10 protein-coding genes are annotated in these 15,559 nt (G+C 61.8%); 6 read left to right on the top strand and 4 right to left on the bottom strand.

The genetic code is table 11. The features are described from left to right. Positions 1-100: 100 nt before the first annotated feature. Positions 101-748, top strand: coding sequence for a TetR/AcrR family transcriptional regulator (locus MRBLMC3_RS11445; protein WP_363828807.1), 648 nt, complete (start codon positions 101-103; stop codon positions 746-748). Positions 749-929: 181 nt separating this feature from the next. After that, complete coding sequence (locus MRBLMC3_RS11440) at positions 930-3,089, top strand: TonB-dependent receptor (protein ID WP_363828805.1); 2,160 nt, start codon at positions 930-932, stop codon at positions 3,087-3,089. A 76-nt stretch (positions 3,090-3,165) separates the two neighbouring features. Here MRBLMC3_RS11440 and MRBLMC3_RS11435 read toward each other — a convergent pair whose 3' ends face one another. Genes MRBLMC3_RS11435 through MRBLMC3_RS11425 form a run of 3 tightly spaced genes read right to left on the bottom strand, consistent with a single transcriptional unit; the run spans position 3,166 to position 8,338 of the window. Beyond that, complete coding sequence (locus tag MRBLMC3_RS11435; protein ID WP_363828803.1) at positions 3,166-5,376, bottom strand: molybdopterin-containing oxidoreductase family protein; 2,211 nt, start codon at positions 5,374-5,376, stop codon at positions 3,166-3,168. A gap of 8 nt (positions 5,377-5,384) precedes the next feature. Continuing rightward, complete coding sequence (locus MRBLMC3_RS11430; RefSeq protein WP_363828800.1) at positions 5,385-6,356, bottom strand: TauD/TfdA dioxygenase family protein; 972 nt, start codon at positions 6,354-6,356, stop codon at positions 5,385-5,387. Beyond that, on the bottom strand, positions 6,350-8,338 hold the full coding sequence (locus MRBLMC3_RS11425; protein ID WP_363828797.1) for an FAD-dependent oxidoreductase: 1,989 nt from the start codon (positions 8,336-8,338) through the stop codon (positions 6,350-6,352). Before MRBLMC3_RS11425 ends, MRBLMC3_RS11430 begins: the two co-directional genes overlap by 7 nt. 104 nt (positions 8,339-8,442) lie before the next feature. On the opposite strand from MRBLMC3_RS11425, the gene MRBLMC3_RS11420 reads away from it, so the two are divergent. Further along, positions 8,443-9,342 carry a LysR family transcriptional regulator gene (locus MRBLMC3_RS11420; RefSeq protein ID WP_363828794.1) on the top strand — a complete coding sequence of 300 codons (900 nt, stop codon included), beginning with the start codon at positions 8,443-8,445 and terminating at the stop codon, positions 9,340-9,342. On the opposite strand, the gene MRBLMC3_RS11415 is transcribed toward MRBLMC3_RS11420, so the two are convergent. After that, complete coding sequence (locus tag MRBLMC3_RS11415; protein ID WP_363828791.1) at positions 9,339-10,181, bottom strand: LysR family transcriptional regulator; 843 nt, start codon at positions 10,179-10,181, stop codon at positions 9,339-9,341. The two genes, MRBLMC3_RS11420 and MRBLMC3_RS11415, sit on opposite strands and share 4 nt — an antisense overlap. An 85-nt stretch (positions 10,182-10,266) precedes the next feature. On the opposite strand from MRBLMC3_RS11415, the gene MRBLMC3_RS11410 reads away from it, so the two are divergent. From MRBLMC3_RS11410 to MRBLMC3_RS11400, 3 genes are all read left to right on the top strand, one after another. Next, a complete protein-coding gene (locus MRBLMC3_RS11410) occupies positions 10,267-11,121 on the top strand; it encodes a sterol desaturase family protein (RefSeq protein WP_363828788.1) in 855 nt (284 codons plus the stop codon). A gap of 156 nt (positions 11,122-11,277) precedes the next feature. Then, positions 11,278-12,552, top strand: coding sequence for a hypothetical protein (locus MRBLMC3_RS11405; RefSeq protein WP_363828785.1), 1,275 nt, complete (start codon positions 11,278-11,280; stop codon positions 12,550-12,552). Positions 12,553-12,956: 404 nt separating this feature from the next. Continuing rightward, entirely contained in the window at positions 12,957-15,530 is a 2,574-nt protein-coding gene (locus tag MRBLMC3_RS11400; RefSeq protein WP_363828783.1) for a TonB-dependent receptor, read from the top strand. The last annotated feature ends 29 nt before the right edge of the window (positions 15,531-15,559 follow it).

Below are 15,559 nucleotides of genomic sequence, written 5' to 3'. Positions count from 1 at the left end.
CATAGCACATTTCAGATAAGTGATGCTTCATCTTCCGCATCGCGTGGCAATGTCGGACTGCCCTCTTGGTTTGGCCGCTCCGCCGGGCTATCCGCACAGGATGAGCGAGGAAACCATGGCGGCAGGGCAGGGGGCAGGCGGGCGCTGGCAGGGCGGGAGGCTGCCGCGTGCCGAAGTGGACCGGCGCATCGACCATCTGCTTGACATCGCGTTGGAGGAATTTGCGCTGACCGGCTTCGGCGGAACCAGCCTCGACCGGCTGGTGGAGCGCTCCGGCGTCAGCAAGACAACCATTTACCGGCGCTTCGGCAGCAAGGAGGGGCTGTTCACGGCCCTGATCCACCGCAGCATGGAGTCGGTGCGTTCCGGCCTGTGGGCGCTGGAACTCGACCTCGACGATCCGCTGGGTACGATAGAGCGGTTCGTTACCACCTATACGGATGTGGCGGTGAGTCATCCACTGGGCAGAACGCTGCTCCAGATCGCCGTGGCGGAGGGGCGCGATTTCCCCCATCTCGGCGCGCAGCTTCTGGCCAATGCCTATATGGGTTTCCGGCCGATCAGCGATTATTTCGAGGAGTTGATGGCAAGGGGAATCTTGCGCCCGGGCGATCCGCAGGACGCCGCTTTCGACCTGCAGGGCCTCATCACCCACGGCTTCCGCGTGATGGTGGACGATATCGCCTTTGTCCGCCGTCCGGGCCGCGCCCGCGAAATTGCCGAACGGTTCCTGCGCGGCTGGGCCTGAGACGCCCGCGCGGCTTCGGCCGCACCGTCAATCATACCCATGATGCATGCAGAGTTCATGTGATTTCTGCATGCAAAACCATTCCCTGCGGCATAGGCATTGCGCGAGCTTTCGGGGCGTTCGCCCCTGTGTCGACAATCAAGTCGACAATCAAGTCGACAATCAGATGAGCGGGGAACCCATGACCAGATCCAGCCAGATCCTGCAATTGCTTGGCACCGGAACGGCCGTCATTGGCATCATCGGCGCCGCGTCCGCTCAAACCGACACAACGCCCCAGACGGGGCAGGGGAGCGACGACATCATCGTTACGGCGCAGCGCCGGGCTGAACGGTTGCAGGATGTGCCCGTGGCGGTGACGGCGCAAAGCGCGGAACAGTTGCAGAGCGCCAATATCAGCAACGCGCGCGACCTGACGCTGGTGACGCCGGGCCTGCGGGTCGAGGCAAACGGCATCAACGCACAGCCCGCGTTGCGCGGCGTTTCGTCCACCCTGGGTTCCTCCAATGCGGAAAACAATGTCGCGACCTATGTCGACGGCGTCTACCAACCCAATATCACCGGCGCGTTCTTCTCCCTGCCGGATGTCGAGAATGTCCAGGTGCTCAAGGGGCCTCAGGGCTCGCTTTACGGCCGTAACGCAACCGGCGGCGTCATCCTGATCAACAGCAAATCGCCGTCCTTCACGCCGCATATGGATCTGGGCCTGTCCTGGGCTCATTATGGCCATGGCAGTGAAGGCGAGCTCAATGCCCAGGCGTTCGTCACGGGCCCGATCATCGACGATGTCCTCGCCGCCAGCCTGACGCTCAGCAGCCGGGAACTGGGCAGCTATGTCCGCAATGTCGCGACGGGCCGGAACACGCCGGACAATCACAACCGCTTCCTGCGCGCGAAACTGCTGTTTCAGCCGACCGACCGGATACGTCTGGAGGGCAGCTTCAGCTATAATCGCGAAAAGAACGCCATCGACCTTGCCTATACCAGTTACAGGGGCGTGAACGCGCTTGCCGGGCTGCCGGGCGTGGTAATCGCTGACCAGCCGTGGCAGACCTCATCGGATATCGACAGCTATATCGATATCGACATGAAGACCTATTCCCTCAAGGCAGACTTTGAAACGGACCTGGGCACTTTCACCAGCATGACGGGCTATATCGACTACAGCACGCCGATCCTGCAGGAGGCCGACTACAGCAACTTCGCGGGCGGCGTGTACGATATCTTCAGCTATTCGAAGTCCTTCTCGCAGGACGTCTATTTTACGTCCAAGCCGATCGGCCCCGTTTCGTTCATCGTCGGACTCAACTATTATCGGCGGAAGGTGGGTGACGACCCTGCCTTCATCAACATTCCTGCCTTCGGCTATATCGACCGAATTTACGATCACAGCGTCAACAAGTCGCTCTCGGGCTTTTTCGAAGTGACCTGGAAACTGTCCGACAGGCTGAAGCTCATCGGCGGCGGCCGTTATACCAGGGACAAGAATAATGGCTTCGCGAACGGCTTCAACAATGTGACGCCGCAAGCCCTTCTGGGCGAGGTGAAGTCGCGGAAGTTCACGCCTCGCGCCGCCGTCATGTTCGACGTGACGGACAGCCTCAATCTCTATTACAACTATGCGCAGGGCTTCAAGGCGGGCCTGTTCAACGCCATCGCCCGCCAGGCGACGCCGGTTCGCCCGGAACTGTTGAAGTCGCATGAGGTGGGCGCAAAATTCAAGTCGGGCGCCATGGCGCTTAACGTTGCGGGCTTCCATTATGATTACAAGAACCTGCAGGCGACGACGACCGTCGGCGGCGTCAGCACCCTGCAAAATGCCGGATCGGCGGAGATATACGGCATTGACGCCGATGCGAGTTTGCGAGCCAGCGAAGACCTGACCCTGACTCTGGGCGCGGCCTGGCTGCACGCGAAATATAAGAGCTTTCCCAATGCCAGCCTGGTGGAAATGGCGACGGATCCCGATTTCGACGGCATTTTGGACGGCCGGGCAGACGTCAGTGGCCAGCGAATGATCCGCGCGCCCAGCTTCACGCTGAATGGCCTTGTCGATTATCATCATGACTTCGACGCCGGGCGCCTGGCCCTGTCGCTCAACGGCTATTATTCGACGAAGGTGCGCATGGCGCTGGAAAGCCGGGTGAGCCAGAAGGCCTATTTCACCGGCAATGCCCGTCTGGCCTTCACTCCCGCCGGTACCGGGCTGACATTGTCGGTGTTCACGCGCAACTTCACCAATGCGAAGGTAATCGGATCGACCTTCGTCAATCCCAGTGCGGACGCGGTCATCTTTTCGCCGCCACGGCAGATCGGCGTCGGCCTGAACTACAGCTTCTGATGGGCGCAAGGGGGCGCGCCTGCGGCAGGCGCGCTTTCCCCGGCCGGGATATTGCTCCGGTGAGCGCCGGCTGCGATCAAAGTGTCTGGACGTCGCTCACGGGCCTCGCGGATTGCAGCGGCAATATCTGGACGGGAATGCCGCCCATGCGGGGCAGGCCGGTCACGGGATCGTAGCCGTCTTCCACCGAAATAAGGCGCCCGGTGTTCGCGCCAAGTGTCAACGGATCGTCGGATCCGGGATTGGCGCCGAAGCCGTGCGCCATGGATATGGTGCCGCGTCGCAGGTTTGCCTCAGCCGCCACGATGCCCTGGATTTCGCCATGCGGGGACCGGATCGTCACGCAATCACCCTCGCCAAGGGCCAGATCGGTCAGATCGTCGGGGTGCATATAGGCGGGGTTCACCCCGCTACCGGCCAACCTGCCGATCCGCCGGCCGAAGCTGTTGAGGATATTGTTCGTGCGCCGGGGCAGCAGCCGGAACGGGTAGTCCGCTTCAATGGCGCGGCTATCCTCCGCCAGCAACTCGGCCAGTTCCTCCACCATGGGCCGGGCGGCCAGTTCAAGGCGGTCGTCATTGCCGGCGGCGCGGGGCAGCACGCGCTGGTCGCTTTCGAAAATCTGCCCGTCGGGATATTGCTTCACCCGGTCGAGCGGAATGCGCGAACCCCGGCATGACAATTCGATCAACTCGTCCGTGGTTGGTTTCGGGCCCGCGGGATCGAGCGTGAAGGTCATGGGCGGCGCCTCGGCCTGCGGACCGTTGCCATAGCGCAGCGTGGCGTCGATGCGCGTGCCCATCCGCTCGGCCAGTCCCCAGAAAAATTCCCAGTCCTCCATGACGTCGCTGCCGGCGGGCGGCTTTATCAGCGCCGGGGTATAGGCTGCGTAGGGGTCGGGGAAGCCGCGCGTCGTTCCATAATATTTGACGCTCTCGGGCATATAGGTCGTCATCGGCGTTTCCAGCGTCAGCTTGGGCGCGATCACATAATGGGAAAGCTCGGCCGTGGCGGTCATCTCCGTATCCATGGTGACCAGCAGATCGAGCGCATTGAGCGCCGCGAAGGCGCGGTTCTGGTCGGGCCAGGCCATCATCGGGTTCCCGCCCGCCACGATCAGCGCCTTCACCTGACCCGGTCCGGGCAGCAGGATCTCATCGGCCAGCGCGGCGGCTGACAGGCCGCTGGCGCAGCCGCCCAGGCCCCGGACGCGCAGGCGCGGTTCGAAACCCCAGGCCTGGAATGGGGCCCAGGGCTGGGCCCGCGCCTCATAGGCGGGCAGCAGCACATTGGGCTTGGCCAGCAAGTCGCCCTCCCGCGCCCAATGTCCGCAAAGGCTGGCAAGGCAAAGCGCGAGATATTCGGTCAGCGTGGAATGGGTCGCGAAACTGGGTCCGGTACCGCAACTCACCCCGGCATTGCGCGCGCCCGCGAATATGCGTGCCGCCGCAATCAGATAGGCTTCTGAAACATCCGCGCGCCGGGCGACATAGTCGGTGGTGAACGGCTCGACCGCTTCCCTCAACGCGGCGACGCCCTGCGTGTTGGCGGCAACGAATTCGCTGTCCTCCAGCCCTTCCGCCAGGATGATGCGGATCATGCCCGCCAATATGGCGGCGTCCTCTCCAGGCCGGGCCTGCATGTGGATGTGGGCGCGCCTGGCCGTTTCGGTGACGCGCGGATCGATGACGATCAGCTTGGCCTGCGCCTTTTCCATGTCCTTCAGCACGCGTCCGGGATTTTGCCCCGGAAAGCCCGGCGATTTGCTGATCACCGGGTTGATGCCGACCAGCAGCCAGGCATCGGCCGTATCGAAATGCGGTTGCCCGGCCTGCCACATGCCATGATGGGCGAGCGCGATCAGTATGCCCGGTTTGTCGATCGAACCCGCGGTGAAGAACATGGGCGATCCGATGCCGTTCAGCCATCCCGCAGCGATGGCCGTGGATGCAACGAAGGGGACCAGTCCCATCCCGACATACATGGCGACCGAACGGGGGCCATGCTCGGCAATGATCGCGTTCAGCCGTTCGGCGATCTCGTCCATCGCCTGTGCGGAAGGGATCGCGCCAAAACCCTCCGGGCCACCCTTCAGGCTGTGGAGCAGGCGCTGCTCGCCATGATGCTGTTCGGGCAGGGCACGCCCCTTGGGACAGCTATAGCCGCCATAGAGAGGAGCGCGCGGATTGCCCGTGACCTTGGTCGCAAGGCCATTTTCAACGGTCACCTGGATCGGGCAATAGGCCGTGCACAGACGGCAGATGCTCGGATGAACCTGTGCGCTCATAACGCCGTTCAGTCCACCAGCCGCTTCACTTCGCGATCCCGGTCTAGGGTTGGGTCGAGATAGCGTCCGACCTTGTAGTCGCCGGCTATGGTCGTGCGCCGGGCGGTCCGCTTGCAATCCAGCGGAACGCCGTTGGCGGAATGCACGATCCGCCAATTGTCCCAGACGACCATGTCGTTTTCCTGCCATTTATGGAAATAGGCATGGGCCGGATCGCCCAGATGCGCCGCAAGTTCCGTCAGCAGCGCATCGCTTTCCGCCTTTTCCATGCCCAGCACATAGCGGGCATGCATGGGCGAGAGCTTCAGCACCTTCCTGCCCGTTTCCATCTGGGTGATCACCAGCGGATGAACGACCGGCGGGAAGTTGTACTTCGCACCGGCCTTGACCGTCGCGCCGACGTTGAGCCGCTCTATGTCCGTGGGGAAGCCGAATTGGCCGGAACAGAAATCCGGGTTGAATTCGTAAACGACCTCCAGCCCCTCAATGCGTTTCTGCATGTCGGGCGACAGCCGGTCATAGGCCTGAATGGCATCGATGAAGCCGGTTTCGCCCATGACGCGCGCCGGTTCGGTCATGCGCAGCACGGCGCCGCGCACGATGGTGGGCATGAAGCTCTGGTCCCAATGCCAGCCGAGCCAGCCCGCGCGATCGATGCCGTTCACGCGATAGAAGGGATTGGGGCGTCCTGACGGATCCTCCGGATCATAGGCCAGCGTCATCATGAACTGATTGACGGGATCGTTCAGATCGGCCGTCGCGGCGGGCTCCATTTCTCCGAAAATGGCGCTGAGGCGCATCTGCGCCATGTCGTCATTGCGCATATCGCGGAAGAGCAGGATGCCGGCATCGATCCAGGCGTCGCGGATCGCCTTTCGCGTGCCTTCGTCAATGTCGCGCGTCAGGTCCGCGCCGACTATTTCCAGGCCGAAGGGCGCGTCCAGCGGGCGGCGTTCGATGGTGGTGGCTAGGCTCAGCATGCGATCGGCTCCGGTTGCAGGATGAGGCGGCGCAGATCCTGCACCGCGCGATAGGCGTCGCGCACCGCTTCGCCGATCCGCGCGACCTGCGCGGAGTCGCCGATGCGGATCATCGGAATGTCGATACCGCCCAGAGTATCGGGCAATTCGCTGTCGGGAACCAGGCCATGGGCCAGCAGCAGCGCCGCCGCCGGCTGATCGGTCAACCCGCCCTGGGCCGAAAGCGTGACATGCTCGCCATCGACGGCATGCAGCGTCGTGTTGTCCAGGATCCGGATGGACGCATTGCCGTGCAGTCTCTGCAACAGCGCAACACGATAGAGCGCCTCGGCATTGCGGGCGAGGAACTTGGCGTCGGACCGGGTCACCAGCAGGACATGATGTCCGCCCTGGGCCAGATATTCCGCTGTTTCCGTGCCCGTTTCACCTCCGCCATAGATGACGATCGGCCGCTCAGGGGTCGATGGCGGGACATCCGTTTCCCCCATCAGCACCTCATAGGCAGGCGCGGTCGGCAGATTGCCCCAGCCGGCGAGGTCGAGCGGCGCCAATCGCGAGCCGTTGGCGAGGATCAGGACGTCGGGCTGGTCCTTTTCAATCACGTCCCTGGTCACCTGCGTCCCGGTGCGCACGTCGATGGTGCTGCGCTCGACCCGGTTCAGCAGGAACTTGTGATACCAGAACAGCTTGTCCTTCCCAGGAGGCACGGCCGAAGTGATCAGATTTCCGCCCAGACGCTGGCGTTTCTCATAGAGAGTGACGGCAAAGCCGGCCTGGTCCAGCAACAGCGCGGCCGCCATGCCGCCTGGTCCCGCGCCGATCACGGCCGCCTTCATGCCATTGGCGAAGCGATCCAGTTCCGGCTCGGTCTCCTTGCCGCAACGCGGGTTTTCCGCGCATGCGACGGACCGGCTTTGCGCCAGTTCGCGAATGCACCAGTTGCATGATGTGCATGGCCGGATGTCGTCGACAAGGCCCCGCTGCGCCTTGATCGGCCACATCGGATCGGCCAGCAGCGCGCGGCCCAGCGACACTATGTCGGTGTCGCCATTGATAACCGCCTGTTCGCATTTGTCGGGCCAGCGCATCACGCCGGCGGTGATGACGGGCCGGCCGGTCGCTTCGCGGATGCGGCGAGCATAGGGCAGGCGATCCCCTTCCTCGACGGACATTGGTTCCAATATGAGATGGGCGCTTTCCAGAAAGCCCCAGCTGATGTCGATCGCATCCACGCCAGCCTCGCAAAGGCGCGGCGCGATCTTCTCGCTGTCCTCGATGGTGATGCCGCCTTCGACGCCGTCGACCACGGACATGCGGTACATCAGCGGCTTGTTTCCGATCTGCGCCTTCACCGCCTTGATGACCTCGGTCGGGAAGTGCAGCCGCCTTTCAAAGTCACCGCCCCATTCATCTTCGCGATGATTCATCAACGGCGAAAGAAATTGCTGGAGCAGATAGCCATGGGCGCCGTGCAGCATCACGCCGTCATAACCCGCGAGCATCGCAAGCCGTGCCGTATTCGCATAGCGCCCGATGAGGTGATGGATCTCCGCATCCTCCAGCGGCCGGGGAACCGCGTTCATATAGATGCTGTTGAGAGGGATCGCGCTGGCTGAGACCGGCTGGCGTCCGATGACGCTTTCCTTGGTCTGCCGGCCGGCATGGGAGATCTGGATGACCGCCTTTGCGCCAGCCGCGTGGATGGCCGCGACCAGCCGGGCGTGCCCAGCCTTGAACCTGTCGTTGTCCAGGCGCAATTGCGGAACGTTGGAGCTGAATCCCGTCTCCGCGTCGACGCAGGTGAATTCAGTGATGATAAGGCCGGCGCCGCCGCGTGCGCGCTCGCTGTAATAGGCGATGATCGCGTCGTTCACGCCGCCGTCGGGCGCGCCCAGATGCGTCTCCATGGGTGCCATGGAAATACGGTTCTTGAGCGTCAGGTTGCCGATGCTGAACGGCTCGAACAAGCGTGGATAAGCCATGCATCCTCTCAATTGATGATTTGAATTGAATCCCTTTTACCATTGCGTTGTGATTGGATAATCACCACATTTCGAGACGCATTATACGATAAGAAGAGATAATCATGGACAGGTTGACTGGCTTCGAGGTGTTCGTGGCAATCGTGGATTCGGGCAGCTTCAGCCGAGCGGCCGAGCGGCTTGCCCTTTCCCCCACCATGGTTTCGACCCATCTGGCACGGCTGGAGGATAGGCTGGGTACGCGACTGATAAACCGGACCACGCGCCGCTTTGGCCTGACGCCCCATGGTCACATGTTCCTGGAGCAGGCGCGCGCCATTCTGGAAGCGGTGGAGCAGGCCGAAAGCCTGGTGCAGATGCGCGACATGGGGCCAAGCGGGCACGTTGCCCTGGATGCGCCCGGCGCGATCGGATTACGATTCGTCGTGCCCGCGCTGCCGCAATTGCGTGCGCTGCATCCTCGCATTGCCCTGGACCTCAGCGTTGGGGACCGCAGCATGATGTTTCGGCCAGAGGGGTTCGACATGCTCATCCGTATCGGCGTGCCGGCGGAAGGAAAGGGGGAGGTCATCAATCTTGGGCACACCCGCTTCGTGCAGGTTGCCTCGCCCGATTATCTTGCGCGGCGCGGAGAGCCGGTCACGCCCGATGATCTGCATGATCATGATTGCGTCCTCTATGCGACGGTTGATCGGCCGGTGGGCCAGTGGCGCTTCGTGCGGGGAAAGGAGCGGCGATCGCTCCGCCCCGCCAGCGTCGCGACCTTCAACCATGGGGATGCGATCGCGGCTGCCGCTGTTGCCGGTGTGGGCATAGGGCAGACGCTGGAAATGCTGGTCGCGCCCGAACTGGCGTCGGGCCGCCTGAAGCCGGTGCTGACGGAATGGAACCGGGAAAGCGTGGATGTTCAGCTTTTCATTCCGCAGGACCGCGTGAAGCGCCAGGCCGTCCGCGCCGTCGCGCAATTCCTGCGGGACCAGGTCGACTGGTTGCATGCTTCCTAAGACTGCCGCCTCCGCAGGGCACCGACGATCAGATCGATGGTCAGCAGTGCCTGGACAGATAATGTCCGCCGCGCAAGGGACGCCACGACCAGTTCCAGCGGTTGCGCGACAGGCAGGCCGTGGACCATTGCATATCGGTCATCCGCGAGGGATTCCGCTGTGATCCATATGGCATCGCTCGCCAGCGTGACCTGGCCTGCGATCTCGAAATTGTCGCAGCTGATCGTCGGCGCGTAGACCGGACTGGCGCCTGTCCCGCCGATGATAGGAAAGGCGGCGATTTCATCCTCATGCACCGTGCGGCCGGCAAGCGGATGGCCACGCCGCACCAATGCACCGAGCCGGATCTGGCCGATTCGACGAAAGCTGAGGTCAGGCCTGTCCTCGACAAGCAGATGCGCCAGAACGGCGAAGTCCAGTTCGCCGTCGTGGAGCAGCGACAGCAATTCCGCCACGTCCCCCAGTTTCGTGCGGACGCGCAGCGCGCCGTGTTCCTGAACGACATGCGACAGCATGTCTTCAAGCATCAGTGCCGCGGCGAGCGGGCCGAAGCCGCAGCGCACCTCCCCGCTCCCATGGTGGGAAAGCAAGGCCATGTTTCGTTCGAGTATCTCCATCTGGCGGAGCAAAGGCGCCGCGTCGGCCAGCAGCGCTTCGCCGGCGCGCGTCGGATGCACCCCGTCGCGTCCGCGGTCGAACAGCCGCACGCCCAGCTCCGCCTCCGCGGCCTGGATGCTCCGCGTCAGAGCCGACTGCGTGAGGCCCAGGCGATCAGCAGCGACGCGATAATGCCGATCCTGCCCCAATGCGACGATATGGCGAAGCTTGCGGATATTCATGCATGATACTCATCAAAATCGCCATATCAATGAACTGGAAGCCCTTTCCGCGCCAGCGTAAAACTGACGGACAAGGAGAGGAACAATGTCCTATTACGGTCCAGTGCTTGCCGTGACGGCGATCATCCTGTTGACGGAAATCCTGACCGGCCGCCACCGCGGCATCTATCGCCGCGACGACATATTGGTGATCGGGCTATGCGCGCTGCTCAATCCGCTGGTCACGCGGTCCCTGGCCGGGCTGCTGATCGCCGGCGCGGCGGCGCTGTTGCTGCCGCAGGGAAAAGGCGCCCTCGCGCATCTTCCGTTGCTGCCATCCTATATCGTCCTGTTCCTGCTCGTGGAGTTCGCCTTTTACTGGGGTCACAGATGGGCGCATGAAGGGCAACGACGTCCCGCGCTTCGCTGGCTCTGGAAGATTCACAGGACGCACCACGCGGGCCGATACATGAATGTGCTCGTGACCCAGCGCGTCAATCTCTTCTGGTCCTTTGTCGTGCCGACCGCCTGGATCACCGGTTTCGCCGTCTATCTGGGGCAGGGGGTTGCGGCCGGGCTCGTCGTCCTCACCATTTTCTGGTGGAACCTCATTACCCACAGTCATTTTCGCTGGGATGACGCGATCCGGCGCCATCCCCGTTTCGGCAGCCTGTTTCGCGCGGTGGAGCATCTGTTGATCAGCCCCGGCATGCATCACACGCATCATGGCTATGGCAAGGACGGCGCTTCCTACCGCAACTATGCCGTGACTTTCGCCTTTCTCGACTGGATGTTCGGGACGCTCCACATTCCGGAGGGGCGCCCCTGGCGCTATGGCATTCCGGGCGCGCAGCCGCACTGGGCCGAGGAAATTTTCTATCCGCTCATATGCATCCCCGGCAAGGCGCAGGATGAGGGGAAAGCCCAGCCCCCTGATCCCACGGAAACGGCAGCGGCCTGAGAGACCGTTCATGATTTGGTGCCAAGCTTGCCAAAATAATTTACTGGGTGCATCATGTCTTCGATAAAAGGCCAATATTCATCAATATAGAGAACAATCGTTCGATTATTGGATGATGGCGAAGGACGCTGCCGGCCTGCTTGGGAGAAGGATGCGATGCCCCTTGATACCGGCGATTATTTCCTGTCAGCGATCAATCCGGTCGCCAATGTCGACCAGCGCGATCTTGAACGATTGGCGATCCGGCTGTTCGAGCGGCCGGACGTAAGGGCCGCACGCGATCGCGCGGAGATCATGTGGCGGCGCGTCACGGACAGGCTCATGCCCGCCGACCAGATGGCGCTGTTCGATGATCATGTCGCAGATTACTGTTTCAAATGTACGTTGGTCGCTGCGAATACCGATGCCAATTACCCCCGCGTGCTCAGGGTGTATAGCGAGGGTGCGCAATGGTTAGGTCATAAGGTGCCGGGCGCCAAATGGGGAGGAGACAATCCCAACAACGCCTATCGCATCATCCCTGTCGCGGCAGGCGGACGCTATGAAGTGACAGGGCAACGACAAGTTGATCCCTCGACTTATGTCACGTTCCAGCTTGTTGGCAACAGCACGACGTCGGCCACCCTGGCATCTCTCGAACAACTCGACATGGAAATCGGCGAAGACGGCCGCTATGTCCTGACTCTCGACGATAATCCGGCGGAGGGGCGGCGGAACCATCTTCAGATAGTGCCGGGAACGCTCTATCTTTTTATCCGCGATTCCATGGGTGACTGGGCGCGACAGCATCCCGACGCGCTGCGGGTGCGCCGGCTCGATCCGCCGACCCGCGTGCCGCTGACGGAGGATGAACTGGCAAGCAGGGCTGTTCACAACATCCTTTCCGACGTCTTCTACGCCTATTACGCCCAGCGCCTCTTCTTCAACGGGCCGCAGATGATGACGCCGCCCGAGGGCGCTGGATCGGTGGGCGGCCTGGTAACCCAGCAAGGCAGTCTGGGCCATTTCACGCTGCGCGACGATGAAGCGGTGATCATCACCGCCAATGCGGCGGGCGCGACCTATCGTGACATCGTGCTGCATGACCTTTGGTTACGCAGCCTGCCCAATCGCGATCGCCAGATCAGCCTGACCAATGCCCAGATGGTGCCGGATGCAGATGGACGCTTCACCTATGTGCTCTCCATCGCGGATCCCGGCGTGCATAATTGGCTCGACCCATGCGGTCTTCACGACGTGCTGATCCTGCATCGCTGGCAAGGTTTTCCTGATCCCGACGCGGAATCGCCGGCAATAGAGAGCCGTAAGGTAGCGCTCGCGGACCTGATGGATGCCTTGCCGCGCGGCGTTGTCAAGATAACGCCAGAGCTGCGGGCGGCGCAGATCGCGCGCCGACAGGCCGCCTTCGATCGCCGATTTGCCGCCGATTGATCAGCCAGCCGTCTTCATCGTCCAGCCTTATCGCAAGCATCACAAATACGATCAAAATTCATTTGCTTGCATGTAATATGCGCAAAGATTAGCTTTGCATTGATCTGGCGGAACATAAGCTAGGCAGGGGACAGAGGCTCGACCGCCGACATCGAAGCCGGGAAAACCGGCGGATGTCCTGTCCGAAGGGGAGGGACGATGCGATTTGCGCGACGCCTGAACATTTTGACGGATTTGATCCGTTTGCGCGGATGCCCTCGGGCTGTGAGCGCATTGCCCTCTGTACATCGTGACGTGATCAGGCCGCCGGCATCGGCCTTGCCATTGCGTGTATCCTGCCGCTCATCGGGAAGAAGGGTCCCATTCGCCTGCGCATAAGACAAAATCTTGGGGAGAGAGACGTAATGAAGAAGCAGATATTTTTCGCGAGTGTGGCACTTTCCGCACTGTCCATGCCGTCGCTGGCTTCCGCGCAGGAACCCGCGCAGCGGCCTGCCGCCGGAGATGCGGATATCGTCGTCACCGCCACCCGGCGTGAGCAGAGGCTCCAGGAAGTCCCGCTGGCGGTTACGGCGCTGAGCGGTGAAACGCTGCGAAGCCGGGGTATCGAAAATCTGAATGATCTCGGCCCCGGCAAGATCGCCGGCCTTACTTCCTATCCCCTCAACGGTACGGAAACCGGCGTGGCGCTTCAGATGCGTGGCTATGGCACGTCCGACGCATCGCAGGGCACGCAGGATAATGCGGTTGCCTTCTACATCGACGGCATCAACATACCTCGCGCCCAGGGCGGCGCTCTCGACCTCATCACGCCCGAACGCATCGAAGTGCTGCGCGGTCCGCAGGGGCAGCTGTTCGGCCGTAATGCGGAGGCGGGCGTGGTGCAGATCGTTTCCCGCCGGCCAAGCGGCGTGCTGGGAGGGGATTTCCGCGCCGGCATCGGCAATTTCGATGCCTATGAGCTCAAGGGCCGGCTGGATCTTCCTGAACTGGCGGGATTCCGTATCCAATTGTCGGGTATGTACCGCAAGAGAGGTGGATATTTCCGGAACGTAAAGAGCAGCCTTCTGGAAAATATCACGCCTGTTTCAAGTCCCTATTCTTCCTTCCATTGGAAGACAGGCGACTATGACAATGATTTTCGTCAACTAAAGACCTATGGCGGCCGCATAGCGGTTGAGAGAGATTTTGGCGATCTCAACCTATTCTATGCCTATGACAATGTCTGGGCAAAGGATGACCAGGCATTCCCGCAGATCCTGGTATCGCCCAATACCGGCACGATAGAGAATCCCAATGGCGGCATCACTGTTCCGCCAAGCGGTCCTGCCACCATATTCACCACCGACGGCAGACGATATCAGCAATTCCCGCTGGATCTGGATAAATACCCTGACAGCGCGCCCTTTGCGATACCCTCTCTCTACTTCATTACCAAGAACCGCGGGCATGTGCTGAACCTGACCTACGGCGCCAGCGATAATCTGACGCTGAAATCAATCACCGGCCTGCGCCGATCCATCAACTACGGCGGCGCAGTCACGTCTCTTGCCACTTCGCCTGTCCAGGCATGGGCCAGCAATTACCTGGATTCCAAGGTTTTCAGCCAGGAACTTCAGGCCATCTACACGACCACAAACTTCAACATCACGGTCGGCGGCATCTATTTCCACGAAGACGTGCGGGATGAACGGGATTCCGGTTTCTCGACCAACTGCCCGGCGGGCATACCCGGCGCACCCTGCACCCCCGGCGGCGGCCCCAGCCGCGCGCCCTATTATAACCCGTTCGCGCCCAATGGGGGCTTTATCCGCCAGTTCTCCAAGACGAACGCCTATGCGGCCTATGGTCAGGCAAGCTGGACTCCCCCGGTTCTGGAGGAGCGGCTGGAGCTCACCGCAGGCCTTCGCTACAGCGACGACACCAAGAGGGCCCGGCGCGATATCTTCAACGGCGTGATCCTGCCGACCGAGCTTCGCAACGAGGCGAAGGAAAAGCGCGTCGATCCGGCATTTACGGCCAAGCTCAAGTTGACCGAGGACATAAACACCTATGTTCGTTATGCTTCGGGCTTCCGCGACGGCGGCGCCAACGTCCGGTCGCAGACATTTACCGCCTATGACACCGAAGTGCTGAAGTCCTGGGAAGTCGGCATCAAGTCGCAATGGTTCGACCGGCGCGTCACGCTCAACATCGCGGCGTTCAAATACAAGGTCGATGATCAGCAACAGTCCATTCAGACCAGCCCCGCCACCAATCCCAGCATATCGGACACGTTCAATGTTTCGGTTCCTTACAAGGCAAAGGGCCTGGAGGTCGAGTTGAGCGCCAGGATCGTGCCGGGCCTCACCATATCGGGCAACTATACCTATGTGGACAGCAACAAGCGTTTGATCGGTATCGATCCGAGGACGCTGACAACGTTCAAGCCCAATGGGACGTCCATCCTGGCATCCGGCCCATGCACGGCGGCGCCGGCGGGCAATTGCGCGGGCGCATTGGTTGTATCGCCCGCGGACATCGCCGCTCATCCCGGCGCGTCCTTCCTTCAGTTGCTGGGTGTAGGCGCGGCGAAACATGCCGGTTCCGTCTCCGTGGACTTCAGCCGGCCGCTCGATCCGGGCGTCTTCAACATCCATTTCGACTGGACGCGCAGTTCCAACATGACCTGCTGCGCGCCCTATAGGTTGCTGACGGTGGTCAACTCGACCGGCACCGCGGCTTCGCCAGCGCCACGCTACAATCCCGGGGTGTTCACGAACCGTATCAACATGCGCGCGGGCATTTCCGAAATCCCGCTCGCAAACGGGGTGAAGGGCGAACTGGCCTTCTGGGTCAAGAACCTGCTGAACCATGTCGATCTGGCCCAGCTGTTCCCGGCGGGCAATGCGCTGAATGCGTCGCAGCCCTATCCGCAGGCGGCGACATATCTGCAGCCACCCCGGACGATGGGCGGCGAATTCCGCGTCCAGTTCTGAAATATCGGGGGAACGGCGATCTGCCGTTC

Source organism: Sphingobium sp. LMC3-1-1.1 (genome assembly GCF_040676285.1).
GTDB lineage: Bacteria > Pseudomonadota > Alphaproteobacteria > Sphingomonadales > Sphingomonadaceae > Sphingobium.
Note: the sequence above shows the minus strand (reverse complement) of the source record. Positions and strands in the feature narration are given on the sequence as shown.